The sequence below is a fragment of the Methanobrevibacter sp. genome (genome assembly GCF_036307625.1).
In the GTDB taxonomy this organism is placed as follows: domain Archaea; phylum Methanobacteriota; class Methanobacteria; order Methanobacteriales; family Methanobacteriaceae; genus Methanocatella.
The window spans coordinates 1-14459 of the sequence record NZ_JAXJXF010000103.1; the positions used below are offsets into that span (position 1 = coordinate 1).

Below are 14459 nucleotides of genomic sequence, written 5' to 3' on the forward strand. Positions count from 1 at the left end.
ATGCAACAGACTTTGTTAAAAACGACTCTTCAGTGAAATATACTTTAGTGCCTGGCAAAATCAAGAATGGATTCAACTATACCTATGAAAACAACAATCAAACCAGAATAGTTGAAATCATTGAACCTATCCGGCTTGTAGAAGCCGAAGAATTCTTGCACAATAAAGTTAAATAAATTAGAAACAGTTGACCCATCAACATTATGAAAATAATACTTTTGTATTATTTTCCTTTTTTTATTTTAAAATACATTCCATTTATTGCCAAATATCATAATTTTAAAAAACTTTTATTAACATTAAAATTAACATATATAACATTAATGAAAATTTGAGGGATGAAAAATGGAAGAACATATTTCATTATTTGAAAACATAATTAAAAAGACAATCCCTAAAGTTGATTACATTGACATCAGAGCTGGAATGAGCGACAACACATCAATATTAATGAAAGATGGAAATGTAGATGAAATTAACACTGGAATAAGCTTAGGAGCAAGAATAAGAGTGTTAAAAAATGGAGCATGGGGATTTGCATATACAACAGACTTATCTAACTTAAATGAAATTACCGATACAGCAATCCAATTATCAAATTCACTTACCGGAGACGTGGAATTAAGTGAAAGTGATGTCATAAAAGACAAGGTTGAAGTTGACGTTAAGATACCATTTAAAGACATTTCAATTGAAGAGAAAAAAGAAATTCTAAAGCAGGCAAATGATGCCGCAACAATCGATAAGGTCAACAGTACCACAGTAGGCTATAGTGACAGTGAAATCAACGAACTGTTCATGAATAGTGAAGGAAGTGAAATCCAGACAAAAACCAGCAAAGTGAGAATGGCTTTGAATGCCTCTGCAACCGACGGAGAAATAATCCAATTTGGACATGGAAGTTTAGGTGGAGTCAAAGGATTTGAAGCTGTTGCCGATGAAGACATAGATAAATTTGGAAGAGAAATTGGTGAAAAGGCCGTAAGATTGCTTGATGCAAAACCTGCACCTTCAGGAAAATTTCCAGTAATAGCTGATCCCCTATTGACAGGAGTATTGATACACGAAGCATTGGGTCATGCAGTTGAAGGGGACTTGATTTTGCAGAATGATTCCATCCTGAAAGGCAAACTTGGAGAAATGATAGCATCAGATATTGTGAACATCTTCGATGATGCAAGCAAAAAGGACGGATTTGGATATTATCCGTACGATGTTGAGGGCGTCAAGACAAAACCTAACCAATTGGTAAAGGATGGGAAATTAATTTCACTTCTAAACTCAAGAGAAACCGCATCAAAATTAGGAATGACCTCTTCAGGAAATGCAAGGTCAATCATTGCCGACAAACCGATAGTTAGAATGAGCAATACATACCTGCAACCGGGAGACAATACATTTGATGAGTTGATTGAAGACATACCTGATGGAATCTATCTTAAAGGTTCCAGAGGAGGACAAGTAGATACAGGCAAAGGAATCTTCCAATTCAACGCAGGAGAAGGTTATTTAATCAAAAACGGTGAAATCACAACACCGATTAGAGACGTTTCATTATCAGGAAATATTTTAGAAACCTTGAAAAATATCGACGCAATTGGAAATGATTTCGAATTAAGTGTGGGATTCTGTGGAAAAGACGGTCAAACCGCACCAGTGGGTGATGGAGGACCACATACAAGAATTTTAAATGCATTAGTTGGAGGAATGGGATAATGATAAGCGATGAAGCAGGACAATATTTAGTAAACATAGCTAAAAAAACAATATTACATTATTTGGAAACTGGAGAAAAACTGGAACTTCCTGACGACTATCCAGAAGAGCTCGATGAAAAGTTAGGAGTTTTCGTCACATTGAATGAAAACAACGATTTAAGAGGCTGCATCGGATATGCAGAACCTATTGAACCTGCAATTGTTGCAACAATCGAAGTTGCCATTGCAGCAGCATTCAACGACCCAAGATTTCCAAAAGTAACTGAAGATGAATTCGAAAAATTGGACTTTGAAGTTACAGTATTGACCAAACCTGAAATAATCTATGTAGCCCATCCCGACCAATATATAGATGAAATCGAGATTGGACGTGACGGACTGATTGTACAGAAAGGATATTCCAGAGGATTGCTGCTTCCTCAAGTGGCAGTGGAAAATGCACTTGATGAGGAAAACTTCCTGGAACACACCTGCATGAAAGCAGGAATCAGTGCAGACAGCTGGATGGATGAAAGCTGTGATGTGTACAAGTTCCAAGGACAAATATTTAAATAGTGATTAAAATGATGATTCCAACAATACCTACGCCTGAAGAATTATTGGACAAGGGATTCAGCAGAGGCAAAAAGCAAGCTGACCTAATCAGAAGTCAAAAAATACCTAAACATTTAAAAGGCAAAAGAATTGAAGAAAGAAGGGTTGTCACATCCTGTCAGGTAATCAAAGACAAATTAAAATCAATCATTGATGCAGTCCCTGAAATTGAAGACCTTCATCCGTTCTATCAAGATTATATAGACATTACCGTTGGGGTTGATGACTTAAAACAGTCATTAGGTGCACTCAATTGGGCATACGGAATTATAACACAACTTGAAAAGGAGTATGGTGCAAAAATTAGGAAAAATCCTTCCGAAAGAGCAACTGCCATTCAAAAGCAGGCCTACGGCAGGATTTCTTCAGTTGTGAACAAAATCAAAAAGGATTTGGATTTTCTGGACTTTGCAAAACAAAACCTAAGAAATATGCCAACAATTGATTTTGATGCAACAACAATAGTTATTGCCGGCTTTCCGAATGTGGGCAAATCCACTCTTTTAAGGCAAATTACAGGTGCTGATCCTCAAGTTGCAAATTATCCATTCACTACAAAAGGAATTCAAATAGGACACACAGAAATGCATTGGAGAAGCATACAGATTATCGACACTCCAGGACTATTGGACAGACCTGTTTTGGAAATGAATGACATTGAAATGAATGCTATTGTTGCTCTTGAGCATTTGGCTGATGCAATACTGTTTATTTTCGATGCCTCCGAAACCTGTGGTTTCCATCTGGAAAACCAATACAATCTCCTAAAGCAAATCGAGAAGATATTTTCTGAAATTCCTGTTTATTACCTATTCAACAAGATGGACCTGATTGAAGATACAGAATACCTCAATGAATATATCGACAATGAAGAAAATTCCATTTTCATATCAGCCATTGAAGGCGAAGGAATAGATGAAATCAACAAGGTCATCAAATCCATTAAAAAAATAGACAGAACTCCTCAAGAAGAGGATGATGATGACGAATATTATTAATTTAAGTAGTTTTATTTAACTACTTTACCTACTTTTTTTACAACATGCATTAATTGTCATGGATATCTAACAATCAGCTAAACAATACCGAATTTTTCAATGAATTATAAATATTATTAAACATACACACAATATCATAAACACTATGGAGGTAAATTATGGCCAAAGGTATAGAATTTCTCCTTGGAGGAGCAATTTGTTTAATCATAGCAATTATTCATTCAGTAATGGAGAAAAAAATTTTCCCCGGCAGGTATCCTAGCAATTGGACTGTTCATTTATGGAGTGTATAGAGTGGCAATAGCTAAAAATTAGATTTGGTTTAATGTAAAAATTCAAATTAGTTTATTGTGTGATCCATCCTAATAGGGAAAATCAGTTCATATGCTGTTCCGTTTTCACATTCAATTAAACTAATTTTTCCACCAAGCTGACTGGTCAGACTTTTGATAATCTCACATCCAAGGTTTTTGGATATGCTTTTGGAATCCTTGATTCCCACACCGTTATCCTTAATTATTAAACGGGCATCATCATCATTCAATTTTGTTATTTGCTTAGTTATTTTATTGTTTTTTGCAGTTTTGTCGGGAAATGCATGTTTTATGGCATTCATGGTCAATTCATCAATGATTAAAAGCAGAGGAGTAATGACTTCAATAGAAAGGTTCAAGTCCTCATCCACATTTGTTTCAAATTCGACCTGGGAAGGCAGTTCCATGAATCCTTTTGTTTTCATGTCATGGTCAATAAGATAATCCTTCAAATTGATATTGACAAAATCCTTAGTTCCATATGTTTTTTCATGAAGCAATGCAAGTGAGGTCAAACGTGTCTGCATATGTTCAATAATCAAATCAGGATCGTTTTTATAGGCTCTCTTTTCCAGATTCAAGAAACTATTTAGAACCTGCAAATTATTTTTCACCCTATGATGGATTTCCTTAATTAAAACAACCTTCTGTTCATTGGATTCAACCAATTCGTCCTGTTTTTCAACCTCATCAGTGACATCGGTTAAAAATCCAAGGCTGTGTACCTCATTGTTATATTTGAATCTTTCAATATATACCTCAACAATCTTTTTATTTTTTGGATTTCCATCAACCTTAAATGTCAATACCTCGTCAATTTTATTCAATTCGCCTTTAACCAGTTTGTTGATTCTTTCAACAACATCTTTTTCAACAATATTCTTCATAATTTTACGGGAATGGACATAATCTTCATAATTCTTTTCAATCAGATAATAAAAACCTTTAGAGAACTCATATTGATTTTTGCTTAAAGGTTCTATCATCAATGCCAATTTTTTGCTGTTTTTAAAGCCGTCCATCAGGAAATCGACAGGTTTGCTGAGTCCCCGATTGGAGTGTTGTGTAATATCATTAATCAAACCCTGACGAATGATCAAGCCGCTTTCATCAAAATAAGAATAGATATTGACTTCAATAACCTTCATGACCCCATCTGCAGTCATGATGCGAATAACTTCTTCGCATTGTGAAGTTTCCTTGTTGGTGATGTAAAAAATTCTATCGACAATATGCTGGTCTTCCGGTATCACCAAATCAAAAACGATATTGTAGAAATCATCGGATTCCTCTTTAGCCCGGTTGATGATATTGTATACGCCCTGGGACCAGACATATTTTCCATTGGCCTTATAGTAACTGCCGGTTTGGGAAAAGTTTTCCATCATATTGGTCTTGTCTTCATCAAATGTCCTGTAATCCGCATCGACACGCCTGTTTGCAGTGGTATCGACATTACTTGTAATTACGAATATCCTTTCCATGTCAAAAACTATTTTGGCTGTACTCATCTTTGTTAATTTTTTTCCATTATAATAAACAAAGCGAATCTTTTTTGGAGTGTGGGTTTCATACACCTCCAAGAGATATTCATGCAGAATGTCAAAAAATAATGGTGAAATCTTACTTAGTCGTCTGCCCTTGGCATCTTCATTCTTTGAGTTATATTTATTAAGAGTAAACGTGCCCAAACGTTGAATAATGAAATCTTTTCCATTTTCATAAGGAATAAAAGAATGAATTTCCGTTGAAACATTATTTAGAAGTTCCTGAAATGGGACATCCTCAACATCGAATTCCTTAGGTGTTGGCTTATAAAAGTCTTTTTTAGTGGCATTAAAAATCCGAACTTCTTCAATATCTTCAAAAATCCTATACTCTTTTTCAATTTTCATCAGACAACCCATACCTACATATGTTATATACATATTTTTTTATCAACTATATTATTTAAATTTTAATGACTCCTATTCAACATGACCTAAATTTCAACACAATGGGGATTGAATTTCCCCAAATTCCCCATCATCTGACCATAAAACAACCAAAATATTCATTTTCAGGCATAATGAGCTTGAATTTTATAATTTAACATTAAAATTAATTAATTTATTAAAATAAGCATTATTTTTTATTTTTAATATTCAGTAATCACATATATCCAAAAAAAACAGTTTATAGATGGTTTGTTCAAATTAAAATATGGGTCTGAAAGATTCTATCGATTTCCAATAGAAAACATTTCAGAACAAAAAGAAAAAAAACTATGCAATTAACGCTTTTTATCTTGTTTATTGAAATTTGGATTGAGCGTATTTTCATTATCGGAATTGTTAACCGATTGGCTGACAACATATAGTATAAATGATATAGGGATTAACAAAATAACCCCGAATATTAACCAGATTGCATCCATATCACTTACCTCCAAAATAGAGCATATCCCCAATTAAAAAAAAATGAAAATAGGTTTACTTGATGAATTTCTTCTTGAATTTTATGTATTCCTCACCGCCGTCTTCGGCCGTAAATGTGTAGTGCTCCTTAAATGCAACGCCGTGATGGTCAGTTACAAATATGACATTTGTCCGAGTATTTGTTTCAAAAGTGATTTTAGAACCGTTTTTAATTGTTCCCATTTTAATACCATTCAGGAAAACCTGCTGTCTGACAGCACCTCCAATGAAACTTGAAAGCCTTTCAAATGTTATGGTACATGGTTTTTTAAGAATTTCATCATCGGAAGCTTCATTTGGAATAGTTTCATACTTGTTTTTGCAGTCGAGACATCTATATTTCACCGGCTTGAGTTCAAAATCATCCTTACTTCTTGAACTTGATACAATATTTCCTACAGCACCGAACAGTAACTGTTTGCCGACACTGGCACCTGCTGATCCGGTTCCTTCAATTCTGTAGTTTTCACTTCCACAATTCGGACATTTAATGCCCACCAATGTAGGATTTTTAAATGTTTTTTCATCTGTCATGTTTTAACCTCACAATTGCAATGAACGTTCTGCAATTGATAGTATCAATTTATTGATATATAAATCAAATAAAACAAACAGTTTAAATAAAAAGGACAGACTTTAAACAAGACTACATTGATTTTTTTGTAATTCTTACTGCACCTGCACTATGGATGCGGACAATAGGATTTTCATCATTTTGTGCAATCCATTCCAATTTATCCAAATAAGGCTTCACACAGTCAGGTTTTGTTTTTCCAACAACCCTAAACATTTCAGGAGCCTCTATCCTAACCTTTTTTCCAGAATCAAAAATCAATTCATAAAAAATTTCCAGCTTTTCGCAGAACAGCACTGGAGCATTTGAAGCTATATTTTCACAGGCCCAGATGAATGCATGCCTGATGTTTTCGGACTCGTCAAACCTCATATTCATTAATTTGTCAAGATATGGAATTACAAGATTCTTATCGGCTCTTCCAATCCTTCCCATCGCATTGGTTGACCTTTCTCGTAATTTTGAATCATCATCTTGCATATATCCAACAATATCTTCGAGGTAAGCTTCGATTTCTGCAGGATAGTTCAATCCCATCTCACCGAGAATCCAGAGTGATTTTGCCTTAACGGCAACGGAATAATTTCCGTTCAGTTTGGCTGCAACATCATCAATATTTTCCCTCCAGCATTCCCTATTTTTGTTAATATCTCTTAATTGCCTCAATACATCATTATCATTTCTGTCGCCTGACATCTTTCGCACCCGATTGATTAGGATGATTATGAAAACCCAACAATTTAAACATATATATTTTCACCAATTAATAGACAGCAGTTGAAAATCATTTGCCCAAAAAGCAATATTTAAAAAAGTGGTTTTTAGTAACATTAATTAAAAAAAGTAATTGCTCACAAAAATTAATTCAAACAAAATTAAAGATAAATAATTTGTATTACCTAAATTTGAAAATTATAAATCCATTAATTACGACATAAATAAAAAAATTTCCAAATCATATCCAATAAAGCATTATAAATATGAAAAATTAAAAATCAATACAGATAGTTTTTAATAACTTTTAGTAAATTTAATAGAAAACTTTAAATATCTACAAATGAAATACAAAATATAAAGATAGAATTCTTTCAAAATATGGAGAGTGAAAAAATGGTAGATAGCGAAACTATAGAAACCAAAATCTCTGACAAAAAAGAAGAATATGAAGAAAAAGTTGATGATACTAAAGACAAATTCAGCGACAAATATGAAGAAAAAAAAGAAAAAGGTAAAACCATTGCAGACAATGTAATTAGCGACCTATCCAAAAGCATTGATGAATTCAAAGAAGGTATTAAAAATATGCAAAAAGCTGCAGATGAAAAATACAGTGAATATAAAAAAGCAACCGTACAAAGTTTAGATATTGATCTTATCGAAACCGCAGACACTTACTACATCAAAGCAGCAGTTCCTGGAATTGCTAAAAAAGACATTTTGATTGAAGCTGGTGACAACGATGTCAGCATTGAAGCTACATTCGTGCCTTACATCGAAGAATTCGAAGAAGATGAAAGTGCTGAACTCATCTCCAGTTCCTTAAAATCAGGAAGATGTGTAAAAACCATCAGATTCGAAAACAGTATCGATATTGAAAACATTACAGCAAAATTCAACAAAGGAATTGTTATTGTCACAATTCCAAAATTAATCATACCAAAACATAAAGTAAATGTAGAATAAACCTTCTGCATTTCTTATCTCTTTTTTTAAAAAAAAATAACCCCATTTAAATTTACAGCCAGAACTATTTCTTGAAAAATCTCAACTGCTTCAAACACACTCCTCGTCAAAAATAGGCATAATCCATAACTTAAAAATCCAATTACTGTTTAAAGCATCAAATAAAAGTAGTTTTTAATTTAAAAAAAAAAGTGATGGAAAAAGTTAATATCTAACTTTTCCGATGTGTCTTGTAGCACCAGGATCTTCGCCATTGAAATGAGCCAAGTAGTATACGAACCATTCCAATGGAATTACTAAAATGAACGGTGTTAACAATTTATCGACATCAGCATAGTCGCTGAGTTTATAGATTATTGATTTGGCTTCCAGATTTTCGCAAAAGTCAATTGCCTTTTGGGTGATTTCATCAGATTCCAAATCAGATGTCAAAAAGATGACAGGAACATCTTTTTCAGCCCTTTCGATTAGACCATGTCTGAATTCTGCTGAATACTCAGGACATGCATGCTTTATTGCACCTTCCATAAGCATTGTCATAGCCAATTTGTAAGCAAGACCAAAGTTAGGACCACTTCCTAAACAGTAGAAGATATCTTCATCCTTGTATTTTTCAGCCAACTCTTTGCCTTCATCTTCGCATGTCAATAAAAGTTTTTCCAACATCTTTGGCATTTCAGCCAATTCTTCCAATAGTTCAGTTTTATTTTCATAATCAGAAGCGTCAAACAATATCTGATACAAACAGGCCAATTGGGTAATATATGTTTTAGTACCTAAAATAGCTGTTTCTGTCTCACACCTAGTGACGATTGGAGTTTTAGCTTCTTTAATCATTGAACTATCAGGTTCATTTGAAATAGAAACAGTATGGATACCATATTCGTTAGCTCTTCTAAGGGATGCTAAAGTATCAGCTGTTTCACCAGATTGAGAAGTGAAGATGGCTATTGTATTTTCATCTTTTTGCAATTTCTTATTATAGTAGAATTCATAACCTGTGTAAACTTCGATGTTAATATTAGTACTAGACATCCTTATTGCATCTCTAACACTGTAACAGGTAGAAATAGAACTTCCGCAACCAATTAAATAGACTTTGTCCACATCGCCAATCAATTCAGAAACTTCATTTAATTTGTCGAACTCACTTTCGAAAGTCTTGCTAAGTGATTCAGGCTGTTCCATCATTTCATCATACATTTTATATTTCATTGGCTAAACTCCTTGAAATTTAATTAACAATATTAATATGTTGTAAAAACATATATAAAAATGTTTTTTAATCAATTACAAATTATGATAAATATGGAAATCGATTTAAATATTTTGAGAATGGACAGAGGCAATCAATATGAAACAATCATCACTACAGTAAACTCTGAAAATGTACCAAATGCATCACCCATCGGCGTACTCTGTGCAGGAAAGGACACAATTTTATGCCGCATATTCAAGGGCGGCAGAACACTAAACAACATAATATCCCAAAGGAGATTTACCGTAAACATTACACACGACCCAGAGCTTTTCACCCTTTCGACAATCGGGAACCTTCCAGAGGAATACTTCAGCCAGGACAATTCCATAAAAGGTGTTGATGCATACTTCAAGTGCGAAGTCGTTTCCCTTAAAGAAGCTAAAAAACAAAGCGATCCAATAAGGAAAAAAGGCGAAGCAATCGTCATAAAATCCAAGGTAACTGAAATCGTCATTAATGAAAACACCACTTCATTCAACAGAGCGTTCGGCTGCGTGATAGAAACACTTGCAAACTTTATCCGCTTTGATTTGGTCGATGAAGATAAAAAACAGTATTATCTCAACAGATTCAGGGAATGCAGCCGTGTCGTGAATAAGGTAGGAAACAAAAATGAAAAACTCGCAATGAGCGAAATAAAAAAAGAATTGATTAAAAAAGGGTACGAACCCTAATCTATTATTACATCCATAAATTCGAAATTATCACCATCAAACAGACCCTTGTCTGATATCTTGATTGACGGAAGTACCAGCAATGCCATGAAAGCCATTGTCATAAACGGAAACTTGATTTTGCATCCCAAAGAGACAGTCCTATCATACAACTCACCCCATTTTTCAGCAACATCAAATGCATCTTCATTAGACATCAGTCCGGCAATAGGAAGAGGCAATGAATCTTCAAAATCATCATCCACCACAGCAATTCCACCACAATCATCAATTACCCGATTCACTGCACGAGCCATCATCTCTGAGTCACAACCCACAACGATTATATTGTGAGAGTCATGGGCAACTGATGAAGCAATAGCTCCTTTTTTAAAACCGAATCCTTTTATGAATGCGTTGGAAACTGTGTTACCACCATAACGTTGCACAACAGCTATCTTTAAAACATCCTGATTGGTATCTGATTGGACAATGCCATCTTCAACTGCCAGCTTTGCAGTTGTCTTTTTGGTTAAAAGATCACCGTCAAAGCATTCGATGACATTGACTTCACATTCATCGCCGTCATAATGAATATCAAAGTCAGCGGCAGTTTTTTTAGAAGCGTTTATGGAATTATTACTTTCCATTTCAGGAGCATCGAACAAAACGTTTTCCCCATCAAAAACACATTGACCTCCAATATATGTCTTTAAAACATTGAAGTCATAAATGCTGTCGACAACTATGAAATCCGCCCTTGCACCCTCAACAATAACACCGGCATCCAAAGCGTAATGATATGCAGGATTTATTGTTATCATACTAATGGCCTTAAAAGGATCCACCCCTAATTTAACTGCCTTTTTGATTGACATATTAAGGTGCCCTTTAACCAACTCGTCAGGATGCTTGTCGTCACTGACTATAAAATCAAACACAGGGGAAAATATTTTTCTCTCGAAGATATCGCGGTAAACCTTGCCAAAACGTTCAGAGTCTTTAACCATTTTTTTACCTTCATCTATATCGAAAAGACATTCCATATTTTTGGCAGATGAACCATCACGTACCATGATCCTCATACCTTTAATCTTTTTCTCAAGAGCTTCGATAAAATTAGTGCATTCATGGTCAGTTGATATACCTTGTTCAAGATATTTATCCAAATCTTTACCGGAAAGTAATGGAGCATGACCATCAATAGGCTTTCCATATTGTCTTGCCAATTCAAGTTTCCTTAAAACCTCTTCATCGCCATTTATCACACCAGGAAAATTCATCATTTCAGCAAGGGCAACAACTTCATCCTTTTTAAGCAGATATTCAATTTTCGATGAATCCAAAGTAGCGCCTGAAGTTTCAGATGGAGTTGCAGGCACACATGAAGAAGCTGCAAAATAAAAATTGAAGGGAACTTTTTCGGCATTTTCAATCATGGCCTCAACACCATCAATTCCCAAAACGTTAGCGATTTCATGAGGGTCGCAAACAACAGAAGTAGTACCGTGGCGAACGGCAATTCTGGCAAACTGTGCAGGAGTAATCATACTGCTTTCAATATGAATATGAGAATCTATGAATCCGGGAAGTATCAATCCACGAACATCCACAGGCGTTTCTTCATCAACAGTAATTGGAGTTACTTCCTTAAAAATTCCGTCCTCTATTGTAATCCTTGCAGGATGAATTGAATCGGTTACAACATCCAAAATGTAGGCGGTGAATGACATCCAATCACTCCCCATGCAGAGCATTGTAAAGAAGTGGTAAAAAAGTACCGATATCTGTTACAATGCCTAGAACCTGTGCACTTCCCCTGTCGGAAAGTTTAGTAACAGTAGATGGATTGATATCCACACAGATACTCTTTACCCTGGAAGGAAGCAGGTTACCCATTGCGATTGAATGAAGCATTGTTGAAATCATCAGCACCATGTCAACTTCCTGAGCATATTTCCTCATTAACTTTTGAGCATCAATTACGTCAGTTATGACATCGGGAAGAGGTCCGTCATCACGGATTGAACCTGCAAGCACAAATGGAACATCATTCTTGACACATTCATACATGATACCGCCTGTCAGGGTTCCGTCTTCAACCGCAGCCTTGATTGAACCGGAATTGTTGATTCTGTTTATGGCCCTCATGTGGTGGGTGTGACCGTGTGCAACGATTTTTCCTGTTTCGACTTCAATACCCAAGGAAGTTCCGAAAAGGTTTGACTCGATATCGTGAGTTGCCAAGGCGTTTCCTGCCATTATGACATCTATGTATCCTTCCTTAATTAGAGATGCAAGATATTTGCCGGATCCAGTGTGCACAATAGCTGGTCCGCCAACTATTCCTATCTTTCCGCCTTTGGCTTTGATTTCATTCATTTCCTCTGCAATACCATTAATCAGATTCATCAATGGTTTTTCTGAGGAGACATCACTGTTCATGAATTCGAATACCTGCTGCTTGTCTCTTGATCTGTGTGGAGGAGTTACCCTTACACCGTCGAGACCTACAACGATTTTGTCTCCGGCCTTGATGTTGGCAATCGGCTTTACGAATGCCCTCTTTTCTTTTTCATCGACAACAACCAGACAGTCCATTTCTATGTCTTCAACTTGAATCCAGTCCCCACCATAGAAGATATGGGTTAGGTGATTGGATGATGAATAGAATCCTTCAGGAGCAACCTTGTCCTTTTCTGCTGCAACAAGGTTTACTTCCTTGATTTCATCAATAGCTGCACCTAGAACTGACAATTCGTCTAAAATAGAATTTAACAATTGGGGAGAATCGGCTTGAACTTCAATCTTTGCATAACTTTCATCTGATTTTTTGCGCCCAACATCAATTTCCAAAATGTCAAATTCTCCGCCCTCGTTCATAATTATTGCCATTGTCCTTGTTAGAGTCATTGAATCAATAATATGGCCGGACAGTTCGATAATCCTTTTATTCATAACAATATGCTCCATATTTTAGTTAATATTATAAATATATTTTTGGTGATATTTAATAGTATGGTTATAGATTTAACCAATGTAAAGGTGACTTTCATACAGTTGTTTATAAAATAATTAGAAAATTGAAAATGCTTTCCAAAAAACAATGCCAAAATCAAGAAAATGAATTTGGATTTAGAGAATCAGCAATATTTTGAAAGATTCTAACTTTAAGGGCAGAGTACATGGATTGATTTTCAAAAATGTAATCTCCAACATATAACTTGTCCGGGTTTTCGGGAATTGCTGACGGAGGATAGTAATCATTATTAAAATAGAAATAGTTAACAATTTCTGAAGTGTTCAAACCGACATTATGTCCGTTGTCATTAGTCACATAAACATTTACACCATATTTTTGTCCATTATCCGTATCCTGCAACTTATAATCATAGGAATAAAGATTACGCCTATTTGTACCGGAATTTTCATAAGAACAGATTTTTACAATAGCATCAACAGGGTCCGGTTCATAATCAGTGTATTTTCCTTCGCTAAAGCCGTAATACTCATTTGGAATAACTAAAAAATCGCCAATATTTAACTTACCCATCAAAACAGTTTCATTATAAACCACACCGTATCTTCCATCAGGAGCTTTGATGAAAAAATGGCCATAGCCATAATTGTTAAAGATTTTTTGAATCTTGCTGAGTGAATCTGATGAAATCTTTTTGGAAGAAAGCATTTCACGGGCAATATTCTCTATATCCTGGGTTTCAGTGTCATTTGAAGAATCTCCACCCCGACTTGCAATCCATCCGTCTTCAGTAATCATTGCATGAATGAAATGAGAATCAGGAGCCTCTATCTCCTGTACAATAATTTCCTGATTATTCAATGTATCATTATGTATAACCACTCCGTCATCACTGAATTCAGCATCTTGTCTGAAAGCGAAAACTGTTTCATCTTTTTCCTGAATAGCAAATGAACAGCATTGAAAATGTGATTCATTGAAATCTGAATCGAAATCAGTCTCACCAATATCGCTTGCACATATTGCCGCACCGGACAGACAAACGATCAAACATGCAAACAGGAATATTTTCTTGAAATTCATATCATACCACAATTTACTTAACTAATATCTATTTTATTTGATTTGTAATATAATCTTTCCTAAAATTGAAAGTGCTTTTCAAAAAACAATATTCAAAAAGTGATTTAAAACGAATATACCTAAGAGAACTAATTTGAAATGACAG

Annotated in this window: 14 protein-coding genes; 6 read left to right on the forward strand and 8 right to left on the reverse strand. The window is 34.9% G+C overall.

The window, feature by feature from the left end; all coding sequences use genetic code 11:
* Positions 1–345: 345 nt before the first annotated feature.
* From UIB65_RS06650 to UIB65_RS06665, 4 genes are all read left to right on the forward strand, one after another.
* The gene (locus UIB65_RS06650; protein WP_330040422.1) at positions 346–1716 is read left to right on the forward strand and encodes a TldD/PmbA family protein; all 1371 of its coding nucleotides are present in this window, start codon (positions 346–348) and stop codon (positions 1714–1716) included.
* Positions 1716–2273 carry a TIGR00296 family protein gene (locus tag UIB65_RS06655; RefSeq protein ID WP_330040424.1) on the forward strand — a complete coding sequence of 186 codons (558 nt, stop codon included), beginning with the start codon at positions 1716–1718 and terminating at the stop codon, positions 2271–2273. The genes UIB65_RS06650 and UIB65_RS06655 overlap by 1 nt, the downstream gene beginning before the upstream one ends.
* Positions 2274–2281: 8 nt before the next feature.
* Positions 2282–3310 (forward strand): NOG1 family protein, encoded by a 1029-nt coding sequence (locus UIB65_RS06660; RefSeq protein WP_330040426.1) that lies wholly within the window; start codon positions 2282–2284, stop codon positions 3308–3310.
* 158 nt (positions 3311–3468) lie between these two features.
* A complete protein-coding gene (locus tag UIB65_RS06665; protein WP_330040428.1) occupies positions 3469–3603 on the forward strand; it encodes a hypothetical protein in 135 nt (44 codons plus the stop codon).
* Positions 3604–3650: 47 nt separating this feature from the next.
* On the opposite strand, the gene UIB65_RS06670 is transcribed toward UIB65_RS06665, so the two are convergent.
* From UIB65_RS06670 to UIB65_RS06685, 4 genes are all read right to left on the reverse strand, one after another.
* Entirely contained in the window at positions 3651–5519 is a 1869-nt protein-coding gene (locus tag UIB65_RS06670) for a histidine kinase dimerization/phosphoacceptor domain -containing protein (protein WP_330040430.1), read from the reverse strand.
* Positions 5520–5896: 377 nt separating this feature from the next.
* Entirely contained in the window at positions 5897–6040 is a 144-nt protein-coding gene (locus tag UIB65_RS06675) for a hypothetical protein (protein WP_330040433.1), read from the reverse strand.
* Positions 6041–6095: 55 nt separating this feature from the next.
* Complete coding sequence (locus tag UIB65_RS06680; RefSeq protein WP_330040435.1) at positions 6096–6614, reverse strand: hypothetical protein; 519 nt, start codon at positions 6612–6614, stop codon at positions 6096–6098.
* Positions 6615–6726: 112 nt separating this feature from the next.
* A complete protein-coding gene (locus tag UIB65_RS06685) occupies positions 6727–7350 on the reverse strand; it encodes a HEAT repeat domain-containing protein (protein WP_330040437.1) in 624 nt (207 codons plus the stop codon).
* Positions 7351–7764: 414 nt separating this feature from the next.
* Between UIB65_RS06685 and UIB65_RS06690 the strand changes: the two genes are divergently transcribed.
* Positions 7765–8337, forward strand: a complete 573-nt coding sequence (locus tag UIB65_RS06690) for an Hsp20/alpha crystallin family protein (RefSeq protein WP_330040439.1) — start codon at positions 7765–7767, stop codon at positions 8335–8337.
* A gap of 204 nt (positions 8338–8541) precedes the next feature.
* On the opposite strand, the gene UIB65_RS06695 is transcribed toward UIB65_RS06690, so the two are convergent.
* Positions 8542–9552 (reverse strand): SIS domain-containing protein, encoded by a 1011-nt coding sequence (locus UIB65_RS06695; protein WP_330040441.1) that lies wholly within the window; start codon positions 9550–9552, stop codon positions 8542–8544.
* A gap of 93 nt (positions 9553–9645) precedes the next feature.
* Between UIB65_RS06695 and UIB65_RS06700 the strand changes: the two genes are divergently transcribed.
* On the forward strand, positions 9646–10272 hold the full coding sequence (locus UIB65_RS06700; RefSeq protein ID WP_330040442.1) for a DUF447 domain-containing protein: 627 nt from the start codon (positions 9646–9648) through the stop codon (positions 10270–10272).
* On the opposite strand, the gene ade is transcribed toward UIB65_RS06700, so the two are convergent.
* From ade to UIB65_RS06715, 3 genes are all read right to left on the reverse strand, one after another.
* Positions 10269–11984 carry an adenine deaminase gene (gene ade / locus UIB65_RS06705; protein WP_330040444.1) on the reverse strand — a complete coding sequence of 572 codons (1716 nt, stop codon included), beginning with the start codon at positions 11982–11984 and terminating at the stop codon, positions 10269–10271. The genes UIB65_RS06700 and ade overlap by 4 nt on opposite strands.
* A gap of 4 nt (positions 11985–11988) precedes the next feature.
* Positions 11989–13209 (reverse strand): TIGR00300 family protein, encoded by a 1221-nt coding sequence (locus tag UIB65_RS06710; RefSeq protein ID WP_330040446.1) that lies wholly within the window; start codon positions 13207–13209, stop codon positions 11989–11991.
* A gap of 157 nt (positions 13210–13366) precedes the next feature.
* A complete protein-coding gene (locus tag UIB65_RS06715) occupies positions 13367–14314 on the reverse strand; it encodes a hypothetical protein (protein ID WP_330040448.1) in 948 nt (315 codons plus the stop codon).
* Between the last annotated feature and the right edge of the window lie 145 nt (positions 14315–14459).

Coding starts and splice junctions, on each gene's coding strand:
- UIB65_RS06650 (WP_330040422.1), top strand. CDS start 346: ATGGAAGAACATATTTCATTATTTGAAAACATAATTAAAAAGACAATC.
- UIB65_RS06655 (WP_330040424.1), top strand. CDS start 1,716: ATGATAAGCGATGAAGCAGGACAATATTTAGTAAACATAGCTAAAAAA.
- UIB65_RS06660 (WP_330040426.1), top strand. CDS start 2,282: ATGATGATTCCAACAATACCTACGCCTGAAGAATTATTGGACAAGGGA.
- UIB65_RS06665 (WP_330040428.1), top strand. CDS start 3,469: ATGGCCAAAGGTATAGAATTTCTCCTTGGAGGAGCAATTTGTTTAATC.
- UIB65_RS06670 (WP_330040430.1), bottom strand. CDS start 5,519: ATGAAAATTGAAAAAGAGTATAGGATTTTTGAAGATATTGAAGAAGTT.
- UIB65_RS06675 (WP_330040433.1), bottom strand. CDS start 6,040: ATGGATGCAATCTGGTTAATATTCGGGGTTATTTTGTTAATCCCTATA.
- UIB65_RS06680 (WP_330040435.1), bottom strand. CDS start 6,614: ATGACAGATGAAAAAACATTTAAAAATCCTACATTGGTGGGCATTAAA.
- UIB65_RS06685 (WP_330040437.1), bottom strand. CDS start 7,350: ATGTCAGGCGACAGAAATGATAATGATGTATTGAGGCAATTAAGAGAT.
- UIB65_RS06690 (WP_330040439.1), top strand. CDS start 7,765: ATGGTAGATAGCGAAACTATAGAAACCAAAATCTCTGACAAAAAAGAA.
- UIB65_RS06695 (WP_330040441.1), bottom strand. CDS start 9,552: ATGAAATATAAAATGTATGATGAAATGATGGAACAGCCTGAATCACTT.
- UIB65_RS06700 (WP_330040442.1), top strand. CDS start 9,646: ATGGAAATCGATTTAAATATTTTGAGAATGGACAGAGGCAATCAATAT.
- ade (WP_330040444.1), bottom strand. CDS start 11,984: ATGTCATTCACCGCCTACATTTTGGATGTTGTAACCGATTCAATTCAT.
- UIB65_RS06710 (WP_330040446.1), bottom strand. CDS start 13,209: ATGAATAAAAGGATTATCGAACTGTCCGGCCATATTATTGATTCAATG.
- UIB65_RS06715 (WP_330040448.1), bottom strand. CDS start 14,314: ATGAATTTCAAGAAAATATTCCTGTTTGCATGTTTGATCGTTTGTCTG.